The following is a 15439-nucleotide window of genomic DNA, read 5'->3' on the forward strand; positions in this document are numbered from 1 at the left end:
AGCACTAGTCAATAAAAATCAGGTAGTACTAGTATAAGCGACAACATAGTAATCACCGTTTTGTATCCTCGGTGTTTAAATAATTTTATTTGAACTTTAGAATGTGTTCTATGTATTCTCCTGGCTTGGAAACATCGATTGTAGTAGCAGAACCAAGAGTTCCTTTTCAATTCTCTTCAGGTTGGATTGAAGCGTTAGTAGATTGTCCAGGAGTGCAAGGTATTTATACTTATAAATTACCTGCCGAGTTAAATGTACAACCAGGAGATATTTTGAGTGTACCATTTGGTACGTCTCAAGTAGGGGCGATCGCGATTCGTTTATCACAACCACCAGCAGATTTAGCCCAAGACAAAATCAAAGAAGTGACAGATGTTGTCAGTGCAGGCTTTTTTCCTAGTGGATATTGGCAATTACTCAATCGCATTGCTGATTACTACTACACGCCATTAATGCAGGTGATTCGAGTCGCTTTACCGCCAGGGTTACTCGGGCGATCGCAGCGACGCATTCGGCTGATTAAAAAAACAGAGTCCTCAAATCAATTTTTAACTCCCGCAGCGCGACAAATTCTCGAACTGTTGCAATCTCAAAGTCAAGGAGACTATAGCTTTACCTATATCCAACGCCAAGTTAAAGGCGCGTATCGCGGAGTACGCGAACTATTGCGATCGCATTTAGTAGAAAGTTACTTAGAACCGCCACGATTGTCTAAACCGAAGCAACAAAAAGCTGTAACTCTGGTAGATACTGGGCTTGAAGGCGATGTATCTTCTCGCCAACGTGAAATTTTAGAAGTCTTACGCCGCCGTGGTGGTGATATGTGGTTAAGTGAGTTGTTGCAGATTTGTAGTACGAGTTCAGCAACGCTCAAAGCACTAGAGCAAAAAGGTTATGTCGTTATTCAAGAGCGTGAAGTCTTACGCATAGAACGCGATTCTATTGCACAAGAGCAACCAAAAACTCTAACACCAGCGCAGTCACAAGCTTTAGAAAGAATTATTAAGTTGGAGGGCTACGCCCAAGTCTTGCTGCATGGAGTCACTGGTTCAGGAAAAACCGAAGTTTATTTACAGGCGATCGCGCCACTACTCAATCAAGGTAAATCTGCTTTAGTTCTCGTTCCCGAAATTGGGTTAACACCACAATTAACAGATCGTTTTCGCGCGCGTTTTGGTAATAAAGTTTGCGTCTATCATAGTGCCTTATCAGATGGCGAACGTTATGACACCTGGCGACAAATGCTTGCAGGCGAGCCGCAAGTCGTGATTGGGACTCGTTCGGCGGTATTTGCTCCTTTACCACATTTAGGCTTAATTATCCTCGATGAAGAACACGATAGCAGCTTTAAACAAGACCAACCAATTCCTACCTATCATGCGCGTACTGTAGCAACTTGGAGAGCAGAATTAGAAAACTGTCCCATAGTCTTAGGTTCGGCGACTCCTTCTTTGGAAACTTGGGTAGAGGTGAGGAGTGAGGAGACAAAAAGACGAGAGGAATCGCCTCCAATTACCGATTACCAATTACCCATCACCCATTACCTATCGCTTCCCGAACGCATTCAATCGCGCCCTCTCCCACCAGTAGAAATAGTCGATATGCGCCAAGAGTTGCAACAGGGAAATCGTTCAATTTTTAGCCGATCGCTACAAAGTGCTTTAGAACAATTGCAAGAACGCGAACAGCAGGGAATTCTATTTATCCACCGTCGGGGACACAGTACGTTTGTTTCTTGTCGTAGTTGCGGATATGTGATTGAGTGTCCGCACTGTGATGTTTCGTTGGCGTATCACCAAACCGAGGAAAAAGCGCCAGAAATCTTGCGGTGTCACTACTGTAATTATGCGCAGTCACATCCACGCAATTGTCCGGAATGTGGTTCGCCTTACTTAAAGTTTTTTGGGAGTGGAACGCAGCGAGTTACACAAGAGTTAACGCGACAGTTTCCTCAACTACGAATAATTCGGTTTGATAGTGACACAACTCGTACCAAAGGATCGCATCGCACGCTATTGACACGATTTGCTAACCGAGAAGCTGATTTATTGGTAGGAACGCAAATGCTAACGAAAGGACTCGATTTACCACAAGTTACTTTAGTTGGTGTTGTTGCTGCGGATGGATTGTTACATCTTGCCGATTATCGCGCTGCTGAACGTGCATTTCAAACCTTGACACAAGTCGCAGGTCGTGCTGGTCGCGGGGAAGATCCAGGAAGAGTGATTGTTCAAACATATTCACCAGAACATCCTGTGATTCAAGCAGTGCAACAACACGGCTACGAAGCCTTTACCGAAGCAGAATTAGAACAACGCGCAGCACTGAATTATCCGCCTTATGGAAGATTGATTTTATTACGTTTGAGTAGCACTGATCCAGCTATGGTAGAAAGTACAGCCCAGCAGATTGCAACGCAGTTAAACACTATCTCGAATTGCGAGATTTTAGGACCCGCGCCAGCAAGTGTCTTTCGAGTCTCTAACCGCTACCGCTGGCAAATCTTACTTAAGTTCTTACCCACTGCACAAATTGAATTACCCGATTGGGAAGATGTGCGATCGCAGATTCCACCGTCAGTCAGTCTCACCATTGATGTCGAGCCACTGAATTTTATGTAAGTGAATTTTGAACTTTCTATCCATGTTTATGAGCGGTTAGAGGAACGAGACATTCCTATCCAAATTTTACAGATTCTCTTGGAAACACCAGAGCAAATTCTTGTACAAGAAGACGGAACAAAAGTTTATCAGTCAAGGTTTTTAGCAGCGAATGGTAAAACCTACTTACTAAGAGCATTCATTAACGATAGCGTTGATCCACCACGAGTTAAATCGCTATACAAAACAAGTAAGCTCAAAAAGTATTGGAGGGAAGGGGATGAAAGCAACTTATAACCAAGAAGATGATGTACTGTGGATTCGTTGGAGTAATGAGATTGATGAGAGCGATGAAACTGAACCTGGTATTATTGTGGATTATGACAAGCAAGGCAATGTCGTAGGGCTGGAAATTTTAGATGCCTCAAAACGAATTAAAAACTTTCCTCAATCTGTTGCTGACTCTACTTCAGTAATCAATGCTAAGTCTTTTGCAAAAGAATGATTTTAGCTTTACGCCCTACTGCTACAGAAGATCTTGATTTTGTGCTGACGACAGAACAGAATCGAGAAAACAGTTCATTTATACAGCAGTGGACACCACAACAACACGCTGATGCTTTATGCGATCGCGATCTATCTCATTTGATAATTGAGCGTACAACTCCAAAGCTTTCTGTAGGATATATCATTCTTGCAGGGCTAGAAAATCCACATTGCAGCATTGAACTACGACGCCTCGTTGTCAAAGATAAGGGTAAAGGATATGGCACGGCTGCTTTACGCTTAATTAAAAAGTTGGCTTTTGAACAACTCCACGCCCATCGACTGTGGTTGGATGTCAAAGATTTTAACTATATAGCACGGCGATTGTATGAAAAAGAGGGTTTTGTTGTTGAGGGAATCTTACGCGAGTGTCTTAAAGTGGGCGATCGCTTCGAGTCTTTAGTTTTAATGTCGATGCTACAAAGTGAATACAAAGCAAATTCAGAATGAAAGCAACGTATTCAGAAATACCCTAATTCTTCACGGCGAACCTCTTATGAAAGAAGGCACTAAGTTAAGCTGTAAGTGTTGGATTCAAACTCTTAAAAATTCTGCTCTTAAACCGTATCTAGGTAACAACGCAGTTCTTTTCTAAGGTTCTTCATTGAGCTAAATGTTTGACGAACTTGATGAACGGTGAGGAATTTGTCTCAAGTTAATTATTGCAATGTGCTTTTTTTAGTGCTACCATAACGCTCTAGAGTTTGCATAAATTCTAAGCATGAGTGAAAAGTTGAATCGAAATTTGATTGAGTGCAACATGGCTGGAAATTTGCAGCCGTGGCGATGGCGTATCTAAACTATCGTTCACGCTTCTGCCTAATTGACTCAATAAAATTTAGACAACTTATCAGCCATGACGCATAAGAGAATTTTGACCGGCGATCGCCCCACTGGGAGATTGTATTTGGGGCATTATCTTGGCAGTCTGCAAAATCGTCTCAAGCTTCAGCATGACTACGAAACATACATCTTGATTGCTGATGTACAGGCATTGACTGACAATTTTGCTACCCCAGAACGGCTCCAAGCCAACATCCGTGGATTATGCTCGACTACCTAGCTGTCGGGCTTGATCCCAATCGGTGCTGTTTCGTGGTGCAGTCAATGGTGTCAGAAATAGCCGAACTTACGATTTTTTACATGAACTTTTGGTATCGCGACACTTGACCATAATTGTCATATACACTTATGAAACTAAATGAAGTTGTGCCTTGGGGCAGAACGCTGGAAGAATACAAATTAATGTTTAATCTGTCAGAAGCAGATTTGAACCCCAAAATTATTGGATGTGGCGATGGTCCGGCTAGCTTCAACGCTGAGATGACGCAACTTGGATATTCTGTTGTGTCCGTTGATCCCATCTACCAATTCTCTGCTGAGCAAATCAAACAGAGAATCCAAGAAACCTATGAGCCAGTTATCTCACAGGTTAAGCAAAATGCAAACCGTTATCTGTGGAAGAACTTCGGCGATGCAGATGAACTCGGTCATGCCCGAATTGCTGCAATGGAAAATTTTTTATTGGACTATGAAGCTGGTAAAGCAGCAGGACGCTATTTGCCCCAATCTTTACCGAGTTTAGAACTGTTTGACAACCAATTTGAGCTATGCGTGTGTTCCCATTTGCTCTTTCTGTACTCCGAACAGTTATCACTCGATTTTCACATCGCATCCATCCATGAACTCCTGCGAATCTCTCCAGATGTTCGGATTTTCCCCTTGTTAAATCTTGATGGTAAACCATCACCCTATGTTGAGTCAGTTATCCAAGAGCTTTCCAGCAGAGGTTTTAATGTACAGGTTCAACCAGTTGGTTACGAGTTTCAAAAAGGTGGCAACCAGATGTTGAAGATTAATAAATAAGCAGTCAGGGGCGCACTTAATTGTTAGGGTGTGCCCTAAATCAACTAATAAGTTTTAATCTACTCAATTTAAATTGAGTTAAAACAATCAGTACCTCATTCGCCTGTTCAAAGAGCGAAATTGATCAAATTGCGTTGCACTTTCCCAACCTCTGGGCGTGCCATGAACACTTTACAAGAGACTGCACTCATGATTACATTCGACGAGTTCAATAAATTAGACATTAGGATAGGAACAGTTTTATCCGCGACCAAAGTCGCAGGAACAGATAAACTTTTGCACCTTGAGATCGATATAGGGAGCAAGACACTCAGCATTGTTACGGGAATGGCTGAGTATATTGAACCTAAATATTTTATTGGTAAACAAGTTCCCATCGTTGTCAATCTTGCACCTCGAAAACTCAGGGGTATTGAAAGTCAGGGAATGCTTCTAGCGATAGACGTTGACGGTCATCCCGTTCTTTTGCATCCTGAGCATAATGTCCTCCCTGGTAGCATTGTTCGATGAGGTTCAGACGGGTTCTTGGTAGTATTGTTCCACAAGCCAAATGGTACTAACCTAATCAAGCGCGCTACCTTCTCGCGGTAGAACAAAACTCATGCTTCCTGTAGATCAAATCTTGTTATGGCAATTGACGATTTAGAAACCTTTCAAGCTCAAGATCGCCAACAGTGGCGGGAATGGCTAGAGAAAAATCATGACACTTCTAGCGGTATTTGGCTGATTTACTACAAAGTAAAAAGTGGTAAGCCAAGCATTCAATATAGTGAAGCAGTAAAAGAAGCTTTATGCTTTGGTTGGATTGACAGTAAAGTGAGATCTTTAAATGAAGAATCTTATATGCAGATCTTCACACCTCGAAAACCAAAAAGTGTGTGGTCAAAATTAAATAAGCAGTATATCGAAGAATTGATAGAACAAAATTTGATGACTGAAGCTGGTCTTAAAAAGATTGAAACTGCAAAACAAGACGGTTCATGAACAACATTAGATGCAAGTGAATCTTTGATAATTCCGGCAGATTTGCAACAAGCACTATCAGCCAATGAAACTGCTGATAAATGTTTTACAGCCTTTAGTAATACAACTAAAAAGAATATACTCTTTTGGATTACCAGTGCTAAACGTTTAGAAACAAGATTGAAACGAATCGAGCAAACTATCAACTCAGCAGCACAAAACAAAAATCCTCTAGCACGATGACTGTAGCGATCGCATCTAGCTGTATATTTGCTTGTCGCTTTAATATCCAAAAATTTCTAAAATTTTGATTTGTTCTGTTTCAAACTAGATCAGTTCAACGCAATTCAGTTACTATCGAATACATCTCAATCCAAAATCCAAAATAGTATAAGCTATAAAGCTGAGTAAAATTTTGTGCTGATGTAGTTTGTGATTCTCTATCTGCTGGATCTTTTAGGTGTCGCTGTTTTTGCCGTTAGTGGAGCGCTAGCAGCAGGGCGTAAAAGCTTGGATTTATTGGGTGTCGCTGCGATCGCCATCGTCACAGCTATCGGTGGAGGTACACTGCGAGATGTTCTGCTAGACAATCCAGTATTTTGGATTCAAGATTCTATTTATTTAGTAGTCATTCTATTCTCTGCCGCGTTGACGCTGATTTATACTCGGTTTCGTCAACCACCTGCTAAAGCACTCTTAATTGCTGATGCGTTAGGGCTAAGCTTTTTTGCGATTAGTGGCGCTCAAGGTGTGGAACAAGCAGATTTATCGCGCATTATTGTTGTCTTAATGGGGACGATTACAGGTGTTGTTGGAGGCGTTTTGCGCGACGTCTTATTAGCCGAAATTCCTTTAATTCTGCGGCGAGGAAATCTCTATGCAACAGCGGCGATCGCTGGCATTATTGTCTATCTAATTCTGCAACAGTTCGGCATGATGCGATCGCTTGCGGCTTTATTAGGAATGGCAACAATTACAGCCGTAAGACTTGCTTCGATCATTTGGGGATTATCCCTTCCAGTTTATAGTCTGCAAGAGCGTAAGTAATGTTCGCGTTTCACCGAGTTGATGAGAGTCATGCACGTGCTATTCTCAGTTGGCGATATGAGCCACCATTAGATTTCTACAACTTACAGAAGAACACTGAAATAGATTATTTTCTGCACCCACAGCACAACTTCTATAGTATTTTGGATCAAAATAGCGAGCTAGTAGCTTACTGTTCGTTTGGGCAGGATGGACAGGTCACTGGTGGTGATTACCGTGATGAAGCATTAGATATTGGTTTTGGGATTCGTCCTGATTTGACGGGAAAAGGAAAAGGTGTTGAGTATGCTAATGCCGTTTTAGAGTTTGCAGACACTTTATTTAAACCGAAGGCGTTTCGAGTTACCATCGCCGCATTTAACAAGCGTGCAATACGGGTATGGCAGAAATTGGAATTTGAGCATCAGCAGTCGTTTGAGCGAGACAGTGATGCAATGCAGTTTATTGTTTTAATGCTATCATAGGTGCCCTCCGACTGTAAGTCGGGGCTACGCAAGCAAAATGTACAAAGATACACTAAAACAAGCCTTTTCGCAGTAAGTCCACGGAGGTGGACTTTGTATGTGTAGCAGCGAATTCATTCGCACGCTTCTCCCATAATATACGTGGCATGAATGGCACGATCGCCACCTAGCACGATCAGTGCAAAAACTTGTTCTGCAAGTTCTTTTAATGAAGTTGGAGTTGTCGCAGAATTCCGTAGTGCCATTAATGGAGTTGCTTGCAGATCTAGAACCACAAAGTCAGCTTCTTTCCCGACATCGAAGTTACCAATTTTATCTTCTAAAGACAAGGCTTTTGCACCACCAAGCGTTGCTAAAAAGAGTGCTTGAAATGGAGATAGCTTCTGATGCTGAAGTTGTGCGACTTTATATGCTTCACTAGTAGTGTCCAAAAGTGAAAAGCTTGTTCCTGCACCGACATCGGTTCCTAAACCAAGTTTTACCGGATGTTCTACGCACTTAGCCTTTTGCAGCTTGAAAAGTCCACTTCCTAAAAATAAATTAGACGTTGGACAAAATGCGATCGCTGAGTTGGCTTGTGATAACCGCTGGAATTCTGCATCTGTAAGTTGCACTCCGTGCGCAAACACTGAGCGATCGCCAACTAATCCGGCGCGATCGTAAACATCTAAATACCCCTGACTTTCAGGAAATAGCTGTTTTACCCACGCGACTTCATTGACATTCTCTGATAAATGTGTATGCAAATAAACATCTGGAAACTCGGCTAAAAGCTTTCCTGCCAAATTTAATTGTTCAGGAGTTGATGTAATCGCAAATCGAGGCGTGACAGCATACAGCAAACGCTCTTTTTTATGCCACTTTTGAATCAGTCGCTTACTTTCTTGATAGGATGTTTCAGCAGTATCTGAAAGGTTGTTTGGTGCATTACGATCCATCATCACTTTACCAGCAATCATGCGGAGATTACGACGACTCGCTTCTTCAAAAAAAGCATCAACTGATTGCGGATGAACTGTGGCGAAAACAAGTGCTGTTGTTGTACCATTCTTTAGTAATTCATCAAGAAAAAATGCGGCAATCTTTTGCGCGTAAGCTTTATCGTTAAATTTTGCTTCAGTTGGAAATACATACTGATTCAACCATTCTAAAAGCTGCTCGCCATACGCAGCAATCATTTCTGTTTGAGGAAAATGGATATGTGTATCAATAAAACCTGGCATGATTAACATTCCAGGATAAGCAATTATTGGAACTTCTGCGTATTTATCTTGTAAGTTTTGGTATTGTCCTAATTCTTTAATTTTGCCATTTTCGACAACGAGTAAACCATCTGCAATGTAGCGAATACTTTCTGCTTCAGCAACATAAAACGGATCGTCAATAAAGTCGAGAAAAGCACAACGGAAAACTTTGAGCGATGTAGATAATTGCTTCTGTGCCAACATTCAGCAAAAATATTATGTTTTCATGAATAAACTCATTGTAGGCGATTGACTAATAATAACTTTTATCAAATCGACATTTGAGTTTTATCTAAATTACAAGAAACCACAATTTAATTATGTTGCCTGTAAACATTAAGCAACTTGCACATCTTGTAATCGCGAAGTCATAAATCGATCCATCCAACTTACTAAAAATGCCCGATTCGCTGCTTGCTCTTCAGAGACAGTTGTATCAAGTGGATGCGGCATCAAGCCTATAATGGCTGCGTTGGTAACACAAAACATCGACTTTTGGAAACTAACACAAATCTGTACTCGTAAATCGTCTTCTCCCCGACGACTGCGCTTTTGATAGAGTTCGTGTAAGTAATCTGGAACGAAATGACGCATATCTTGCATTAACAATGTAGGTGGAATCCCCGCACCACCAACAGGTAGAGGATCGGCATAGAGTGCGCCATAAGCAAATCGCGCTTGATCGGGAGGAATTTGATGTGCTTGGGCATTGTAGGAAACTGTGCCTTGAAATGGCGTACCGCGAAAGAATACTGCTTCAACGTAAGGTATTGCTGTATCAGCAAGAAATGTTAAGCCAACAGATTTGGGAACAATATCGTAGACTTTACCGCGAATTTTGACCGCATAAGTAATTGGTATTGCCGCAGCAGCGACTAAGCCTGCTTTAATATGCTCTACAACTTGAGGGATAGTTTTGATTTCTCCTTGATCGTAGAGATCTGACAAAGCAAGGAACATATCGCTCATGACGCGCCAAAATTGACCTAGCGCACTGTAATAAGATAAGACGCGGACTTGTTCGGTCAGAAATTCAGGAAATAGTTGATTCAGTCCCAACATTAATGGGTTATTTTTGAATTTAGCTTGAATTGCTGCTGCTGCTCGCGTTCTAAATTCATCTGAATCTAAATAACTATCTAAGCCACCACCACCATGCCAAAGCATAGCTTTCATGCAGTATTCAGCATATTCAAAGTTGATGCGATCGTGCCACCAGTGTCGTAGGAGTTTTTGTAAGGAAATATCCCCGTTAAAGTATTTGAAGAAGGGAAACAAAACAAGAAATTGATTTTCAGAAATGTAGATTAGATTTTTAGAGTAAGCGTCCAGGACAATGCCATAGCTTTTGAGGATACCGACAACATCAAGAACATTCTCTGAAGAATCAGGAAGCAGTGTTTTTCCGGTTTCGATGCGAGTGATATATGCAGCTAAGGGATGGTTGATGGGCTTATTGGTGATGCTGACCATCTCTAGTTCTCCTAATACCTTTTTACTTTCATAGTTGATACAAAGTAGAGGGTAGGCGGGTAGTTGGGTAGTAAAGAACAATAATAATCAAATCTCTCCCACACTCCTACTCTCCCACACTCCCACTAGTCACTAGCCACTCTTGATTGCTTACTAACTGTGTTCGCTGGGCAATGACTGGAATTGCACTCATAGCTGTCGTTGCGGGTTCACTCCAACGGATTAACCAAGTTGGCTGCAATCCGAAAACGACAATTAAAACTGCTAAGACAACAGCAGGGGCGCGATCGCGAAAATATACGCGGGGTAAATCGATAACTTGTGGTGAAAGGCGACCAAAAAACACGCGGTTAATGAGTAGTAAAAAGTAAACCGCAGTTAAGCCAGTTCCAACCATTGATAACAAAGTTTCTGTAGGAAATACGGAAAAACTACCCCGAAATACGAGAAATTCAGATATGAATCCTACCATGCCAGGAATACCTGCGCTCGCCATCACACCTAACACCATTAAACTTCCAATCAGAGGTAAACCGCGTTCAGGGTTGAGTAAACCACACAAAGTTTCAATATCGCGACTGCCAGTTTTTTTGTAGACAACGCCCACTAAAAGAAACAGTAATGCAGAAATTAAGCCGTGGCTGACCATTTGCAAAACACTTGCCAAGATACTCAGTGGAGTTGCAGCGGCGGCGGCTAAGAGAATGTAGCCCATATGTCCAATTGAACTGTAGGCAACCATTTTCTTCATGTCAGTTTGAGCGATCGCACACGAAGCACCATACAATACACTCACAACTGCCCAAATCGCTAAAGCTGGTGCTAATACTTCCCATGCTTGCGGCAATAAGCCTAAACCAAAGCGCAGTAAGCCATATGTCCCTAACTTTAGAAGCACACCTGCCAGTAAAACAGATATTGGTGTAGAAGCTTCAACGTGAGCATCTGGTAGCCAGGTATGCAAGGGCACTAACGGAATCTTAATTCCGAAAGCGAGTAAAATTCCCCCTAGGAGAATAACCTGCGTTGCTAATGGTAATGCATTAGTGTCTAAAGTAGCTAACGCAAAACTGGAAGCACCACTTAACCAAACCAAGCCCAAGAAACTAGCTAAAAGTAATATTCCAGAAGTTGCGGTATAAATTAAAAACTTCGTTGCAGCATAACCGCGCCGTTGTCCTCCCCAAATGGCAATCAACAAGTACAGCGGAATAAGTTCTATTTCATAAAAGAGGAAAAACAAAAGCAAATCTTGTGCCAAAAATGCTCCGCTAACTGCTGCACTTAAAATTAGGACGAGTGAGTAGTAAAAGCGCGAACGGTGGACATCTTCATCGCTGCTGTAGATTGCAATACAGGTAAGTAGACCATTTAATACCAGTAGTGGTAACGATAAACCATCAACTCCCAAGTGATAGTTTAAGCCAATGACAGTAATCCAAGGTATAAATTCGGAAAATTGTTGGCTGATGTTGGTAGGATTAAACTGAGATGCCAGGACAACTGTCAGTAAGAATGGAATACTAGCGAAGATTAAAGCGATGTTACGAGAACTATTAGGTGCGATCGCTTTAGGGAAAAATCCGACAATTGCTGCACCAATCAGCGGCACTAAAATCAAAGCACTTAGCATTGATAAACGAGATCCTTAAACATAAATGGTTGTTAGTGGCTGGTGTTCATAGTGTCTAACAACTAGTCACTAGTGTTTGTTTAGCCCCTAATTGTCTCCCAAAATAGTTGCCAGTGATCGAGTAGACCAAAAGACCAGCTAATCAAAAAACCCAAAAGACTCACTCCAAAGACAATTGTGAGCAGATTAAGCTGTGATTGCCCAAAACTACTGTATTTCAAACCTTGTCCGCTAATAATTGTCGCGATACCAACCAAATTGACGAAACCATCAACTAAGTAGCGATCAACCCACGAACTCAGTCGCGACATAAAGTCAACAGCACCCACAACAGTTAAGCGATATAAACGATCAACATAAAAGTCGTAGCCTAATAAGTCTTGGATGAATCTCCACGGTAGCTGAATCGATCTCGACCATGCTTTGTGAAGGTAAATTGTTGAGCCAACGATTAATCCTAAGACACTCGATAGAACAAGAACTAACACTGCATACCAATTCACGTTTTCCCAACTAGGCAGTAGTTGCCACTGTTGCAACAAAAGCGGTACTAATAGTGTTGACACCGTTAAACTCACCATTGGTACTGCCATTTGCCACCCAACTTCTGGTGCACGACGCGTTTTTGGTTGTGGTTCGCCCCAAAACACTAATCGGAACACGCGGGTAAGGTTCAAGGTTGTTAACCCATTTGTTAAAAATAGAATTCCGACTACCCAAGGATTGCTGTTCCAAAAACCATCAGCCCACTGCAGTTTTGCCCAAAAACTCCCTAAAGGTAGTAGCGTAACCATTCCTGCGGCTCCTACAATGTAAGCTGTTGTTGTAGCGGGCATCCGCGACCACAAACCGCCCATTTCGGTTAAATCTTGAGTTTGTGTTGTCAAAATGACTGAGCCTGCACTCATAAACAATAATGCTTTAGCGATCGCATGGGTAAATAATAGTACCAGTGCTACTCCGCCTTGCTCCATACCTACTGCGATGAAAACTAACCCCATGTACGCGCTAGTGGAATGCGATAATGCTCTTTTGATATCGATTTGTGCTAGCGAAACTAGCGATGCACCAACCGCAGTAACTGTGCCTAGAATCACTAAAGTATCGAGTGCAACTGGTGACAATACCAAAATGGGTTGTAATTTAAACAATACGTAAGCGCCACCTGCTACAACCATTGAGTTCCGCAATACCGAAGCAGGGTTAGGACCTTCCATTGCTTCGTCCAACCACAGATGCAGTGGAAACTGCGCGCATTTACCTGCAGGTCCTGCAATTAATGCTAAACCTAACAATGTCGCAGTTAATGGAGATAGTTCGGCAGTTTGTGCCCACTGGTTTAATTCAGAAAAGTTCAAGCTACCTGCCATGACGGAGAGCGTCACCACTCCCATCAATAAGAGAATATCTCCAACACGTTTAGTTAAGAACGCATCGCGCGCTGCGGTAACAACAAGAGGCTGTGCATACCAAAATCCTACTAACAAATAAGTTGAAAGTGTGAGCAATTCCAACAATACATAACTGAGAAATAAGGAATCACTCAATGCCAAACCACTCAATGCCGCTTCAAAAAAACCAATCAGCGCGAAAAATCGGGCTAAAGCCCAATCTTTTTCCATGTATCCCAAAGCATACACTTGAGCTAAAAGGCTCAAACCCGCGATTAAAACGGCTGCTCCCATAGTTACGGGAGACAGTTCTACTGCGATCGATAAATCTAAATCTGCAGCTTTAAGCCAGGTAAATAGCAAAATCTGTGGTTCTTGATTCCAGATGTCTTTCCAAACAAATAAACTATGTAGAAAAGCAACCCCTGTCATCAACAAATTTAAGTAAGCCGCAGGTCGAGGACCTGTTCGCCGCACTATTCCAGTTGCCCAAGGTAGTGTCAAAATAGCGCCAATTAATCCATAAAATGGCACCCACCAACTTGTTAAAAATAATGTCTGATTCATTCTGGCTTTCCAAACAAATTTGTAATTTAAATGTTAATTTAAAGTGAATTAACATAATTAAACAACTAAAATAATTGCGGAATATCAATTACAATTAATTTGCTATATCATTGCTTTTAATCTACATAAACCTCTTCGGTAGTTTTTTAGCTAAAGTGAGACTATTCAGTTTTATTAAAACTTTTGTTATCTCGATCAAAGTATACTTTGTTCAAAGAACGATTCAGACGAAGCCTTTTAGACAGCGAATATTTTTCTCCTGTCATACCGCTACAGACTGAAGGTTTGGTTTTATCATTTTGTCTGATCCCAAAGTAATAAAGAAATTATAAAACAGAAGTTACACCTCTAGAAACAGAGAAACTTCAATGAAGTAAAAGCAACTAATCATGAGGTGTTAAGTTTTTTTAAAGTATCCTATTTTAAATTATAATAGAAATTAATATTGTCAAGAGAGCCAAGCTTTCCTATGCTTAATTTGGAGATGCTTTTGTAGGTTACAAATGGCATCCCCGTCAAATTTTCTGTAACAGCCTGATTGGTACTAGTTATTGCTTTAATTACATAGGAGGTCTGCGATGCCAATTGCAGTGGGAATGATTGAGACGAAGGGCTTTCCAGCAGTGGTGGAAGCAGCCGACGCAATGGTGAAAGCTGCTCGTGTTACACTTGTCGGTTACGAAAAGATTGGTAGTGCTCGTGTCACAGTGATTGTGCGAGGAGATGTTTCTGAAGTACAAGCCTCTGTTGCGGCTGGAGTTGATGCTGCAAGACGAGTAAATGGAGGTGAAGTTCTCTCAACTCACATTATTGCGCGTCCTCACGAAAACTTGGAGTACGTACTGCCGATTCGTTATACCGAAGCGGTAGAACAGTTCCGAATGTAACTTACGGAATTGTGTTTGAGGTGTGTCAGTTTTTTTTGCTAAATACATTTAAGGAGTAAAACCGATGTCAATCGCCGTCGGAATGATAGAAACATTAGGTTTCCCAGCAGTAGTAGAAGCAGCCGATAGCATGGTGAAAGCTGCTCGTGTTACACTTGTGGGCTACGAAAAAATCGGTAGTGGGCGCGTCACAGTGATTGTGCGGGGAGATGTTTCTGAAGTACAAGCTTCAGTTGCTGCTGGGGTTGACAATGTCAAGCGCGTTAATGGCGGTCAGGTGCTATCAACCCATATTATTGCCCGCCCTCACGAAAACTTAGAGTATGTTCTACCAATCCGTTACACCGAAGCAGTAGAACAATTCCGCGAAAGTACAAATGCGATTCGCCCTTACGGAAATAGAATGTGATGTAAGGCGTAATGCAAATTGCAAAAGTTCGTGGTAACGTAGTCAGCACTCAAAAAGAACCCAGTCTTCGAGGGGCAAAACTGCTTTTGTTACAACTTGTAGACGAAGAAGGAAATCCTTTACCGAAATACGAAGTTGCAGCGGACAACGTAGGTGCAGGAGTAGACGAATGGGTATTGGTGAGTTGCGGTAGTGCTGCTCGCATTGTTCAGGGAAACGAGCAACGACCGCTTGATGCTGTGGTAGTAGCGATTATTGATAGTGTCCGCGTTGAAGATCGTTTAATTTACAGCAAAAAGGATCAATACCGTTAAGTAAAGCGCTTTGGATGAACGACGAATACAGAATG

At 41.8% G+C, this 15439-nt stretch carries 15 protein-coding genes and 2 pseudogenes; 13 read left to right on the forward strand and 4 right to left on the reverse strand.

Annotated elements, in window-relative coordinates; all coding sequences use genetic code 11:
• Nucleotides 1-110 precede the first annotated feature (110 nt).
• From priA to CSQ79_RS10680, 10 genes and pseudogenes are all read left to right on the forward strand, one after another.
• The gene (gene priA / locus CSQ79_RS10635; RefSeq protein ID WP_099701153.1) at nucleotides 111-2621 is read left to right on the forward strand and encodes a primosomal protein N'; all 2511 of its coding nucleotides are present in this window, start codon (nucleotides 111-113) and stop codon (nucleotides 2619-2621) included.
• Nucleotides 2622-2897 (forward strand): hypothetical protein, encoded by a 276-nt coding sequence (locus CSQ79_RS10640; protein WP_099701154.1) that lies wholly within the window; start codon nucleotides 2622-2624, stop codon nucleotides 2895-2897. It begins immediately after the preceding gene.
• Entirely contained in the window at nucleotides 2881-3105 is a 225-nt protein-coding gene (locus CSQ79_RS10645; protein WP_099701155.1) for a DUF2283 domain-containing protein, read from the forward strand. The genes CSQ79_RS10640 and CSQ79_RS10645 overlap by 17 nt, the downstream gene beginning before the upstream one ends.
• Nucleotides 3102-3596 carry a GNAT family N-acetyltransferase gene (locus CSQ79_RS10650; protein WP_099701156.1) on the forward strand — a complete coding sequence of 165 codons (495 nt, stop codon included), beginning with the start codon at nucleotides 3102-3104 and terminating at the stop codon, nucleotides 3594-3596. Before CSQ79_RS10645 ends, CSQ79_RS10650 begins: the two co-directional genes overlap by 4 nt.
• Nucleotides 3597-4002: 406 nt before the next feature.
• Nucleotides 4003-4295, forward strand: a pseudogene (locus CSQ79_RS10655) (tryptophan--tRNA ligase); the annotation flags it as partial.
• Nucleotides 4296-4337: 42 nt separating this feature from the next.
• Entirely contained in the window at nucleotides 4338-5012 is a 675-nt protein-coding gene (locus CSQ79_RS10660) for an SAM-dependent methyltransferase (RefSeq protein WP_099701157.1), read from the forward strand.
• Nucleotides 5013-5201: 189 nt separating this feature from the next.
• Nucleotides 5202-5522, forward strand: coding sequence for a hypothetical protein (locus CSQ79_RS10665; protein ID WP_228055200.1), 321 nt, complete (start codon nucleotides 5202-5204; stop codon nucleotides 5520-5522).
• Nucleotides 5523-5639: 117 nt separating this feature from the next.
• Nucleotides 5640-6218: pseudogene (locus CSQ79_RS28875) on the forward strand (YdeI/OmpD-associated family protein).
• Nucleotides 6219-6407: 189 nt separating this feature from the next.
• Nucleotides 6408-7022, forward strand: a complete 615-nt coding sequence (locus tag CSQ79_RS10675) for a trimeric intracellular cation channel family protein (protein ID WP_099701159.1) — start codon at nucleotides 6408-6410, stop codon at nucleotides 7020-7022.
• Nucleotides 7022-7486, forward strand: coding sequence for a GNAT family N-acetyltransferase (locus tag CSQ79_RS10680; protein WP_099701160.1), 465 nt, complete (start codon nucleotides 7022-7024; stop codon nucleotides 7484-7486). The genes CSQ79_RS10675 and CSQ79_RS10680 overlap by 1 nt, the downstream gene beginning before the upstream one ends.
• 113 nt (nucleotides 7487-7599) lie before the next feature.
• Here the strand turns inward: CSQ79_RS10680 and guaD are convergent, their stop codons facing one another.
• The 4 genes from guaD to CSQ79_RS10700 all read right to left on the reverse strand — a co-directional run bounded on the left by guaD (nucleotide 7600) and on the right by CSQ79_RS10700 (nucleotide 13794).
• Nucleotides 7600-8934, reverse strand: coding sequence for a guanine deaminase (gene guaD, locus CSQ79_RS10685; RefSeq protein ID WP_099701161.1), 1335 nt, complete (start codon nucleotides 8932-8934; stop codon nucleotides 7600-7602).
• A 132-nt stretch (nucleotides 8935-9066) separates the two neighbouring features.
• Nucleotides 9067-10203 carry a CO2 hydration protein gene (locus tag CSQ79_RS10690; RefSeq protein ID WP_099701162.1) on the reverse strand — a complete coding sequence of 379 codons (1137 nt, stop codon included), beginning with the start codon at nucleotides 10201-10203 and terminating at the stop codon, nucleotides 9067-9069.
• Nucleotides 10204-10309: 106 nt separating this feature from the next.
• Complete coding sequence (locus tag CSQ79_RS10695; protein WP_099701163.1) at nucleotides 10310-11836, reverse strand: NADH-quinone oxidoreductase subunit M; 1527 nt, start codon at nucleotides 11834-11836, stop codon at nucleotides 10310-10312.
• Between the two features lie 80 nt (nucleotides 11837-11916).
• Complete coding sequence (locus tag CSQ79_RS10700; RefSeq protein ID WP_099701164.1) at nucleotides 11917-13794, reverse strand: NAD(P)H-quinone oxidoreductase subunit F; 1878 nt, start codon at nucleotides 13792-13794, stop codon at nucleotides 11917-11919.
• A gap of 578 nt (nucleotides 13795-14372) precedes the next feature.
• Here CSQ79_RS10700 and CSQ79_RS10705 point away from each other — a divergent pair.
• The 3 genes from CSQ79_RS10705 (at nucleotide 14373) to ccmL (ending at nucleotide 15404) form a co-directional block, all read left to right on the forward strand.
• Entirely contained in the window at nucleotides 14373-14681 is a 309-nt protein-coding gene (locus tag CSQ79_RS10705; protein WP_099701165.1) for a carbon dioxide-concentrating mechanism protein CcmK, read from the forward strand.
• Nucleotides 14682-14745: 64 nt separating this feature from the next.
• Nucleotides 14746-15090 carry a carbon dioxide-concentrating mechanism protein CcmK gene (locus CSQ79_RS10710; RefSeq protein WP_099701166.1) on the forward strand — a complete coding sequence of 115 codons (345 nt, stop codon included), beginning with the start codon at nucleotides 14746-14748 and terminating at the stop codon, nucleotides 15088-15090.
• Between the two features lie 11 nt (nucleotides 15091-15101).
• Nucleotides 15102-15404, forward strand: coding sequence for a beta-carboxysome shell vertex protein CcmL (ccmL, locus tag CSQ79_RS10715; RefSeq protein ID WP_099701167.1), 303 nt, complete (start codon nucleotides 15102-15104; stop codon nucleotides 15402-15404).
• The last annotated feature ends 35 nt before the right edge of the window (nucleotides 15405-15439 follow it).

Source organism: Gloeocapsopsis sp. IPPAS B-1203 (genome assembly GCF_002749975.1).
Taxonomy (GTDB): domain Bacteria; phylum Cyanobacteriota; class Cyanobacteriia; order Cyanobacteriales; family Chroococcidiopsidaceae; genus Gloeocapsopsis.

Bases quoted from the DNA above. Each gene is read 5' to 3' on its own strand.
- CSQ79_RS10665 (WP_228055200.1), top strand. From the start codon at position 5,202: ATGATTACATTCGACGAGTTCAATAAATTAGACATTAGGATAGGAACA.
- ccmL (WP_099701167.1), top strand. From the start codon at position 15,102: ATGCAAATTGCAAAAGTTCGTGGTAACGTAGTCAGCACTCAAAAAGAA.
- CSQ79_RS10690 (WP_099701162.1), bottom strand. From the start codon at position 10,203: ATGGTCAGCATCACCAATAAGCCCATCAACCATCCCTTAGCTGCATAT.
- CSQ79_RS10660 (WP_099701157.1), top strand. From the start codon at position 4,338: ATGAAACTAAATGAAGTTGTGCCTTGGGGCAGAACGCTGGAAGAATAC.
- CSQ79_RS10645 (WP_099701155.1), top strand. From the start codon at position 2,881: ATGAAAGCAACTTATAACCAAGAAGATGATGTACTGTGGATTCGTTGG.
- CSQ79_RS10695 (WP_099701163.1), bottom strand. From the start codon at position 11,836: ATGCTAAGTGCTTTGATTTTAGTGCCGCTGATTGGTGCAGCAATTGTC.
- CSQ79_RS10680 (WP_099701160.1), top strand. From the start codon at position 7,022: ATGTTCGCGTTTCACCGAGTTGATGAGAGTCATGCACGTGCTATTCTC.
- priA (WP_099701153.1), top strand. From the start codon at position 111: ATGTATTCTCCTGGCTTGGAAACATCGATTGTAGTAGCAGAACCAAGA.
- CSQ79_RS10700 (WP_099701164.1), bottom strand. From the start codon at position 13,794: ATGAATCAGACATTATTTTTAACAAGTTGGTGGGTGCCATTTTATGGA.
- CSQ79_RS10705 (WP_099701165.1), top strand. From the start codon at position 14,373: ATGCCAATTGCAGTGGGAATGATTGAGACGAAGGGCTTTCCAGCAGTG.
- guaD (WP_099701161.1), bottom strand. From the start codon at position 8,934: ATGTTGGCACAGAAGCAATTATCTACATCGCTCAAAGTTTTCCGTTGT.
- CSQ79_RS10710 (WP_099701166.1), top strand. From the start codon at position 14,746: ATGTCAATCGCCGTCGGAATGATAGAAACATTAGGTTTCCCAGCAGTA.
- CSQ79_RS10650 (WP_099701156.1), top strand. From the start codon at position 3,102: ATGATTTTAGCTTTACGCCCTACTGCTACAGAAGATCTTGATTTTGTG.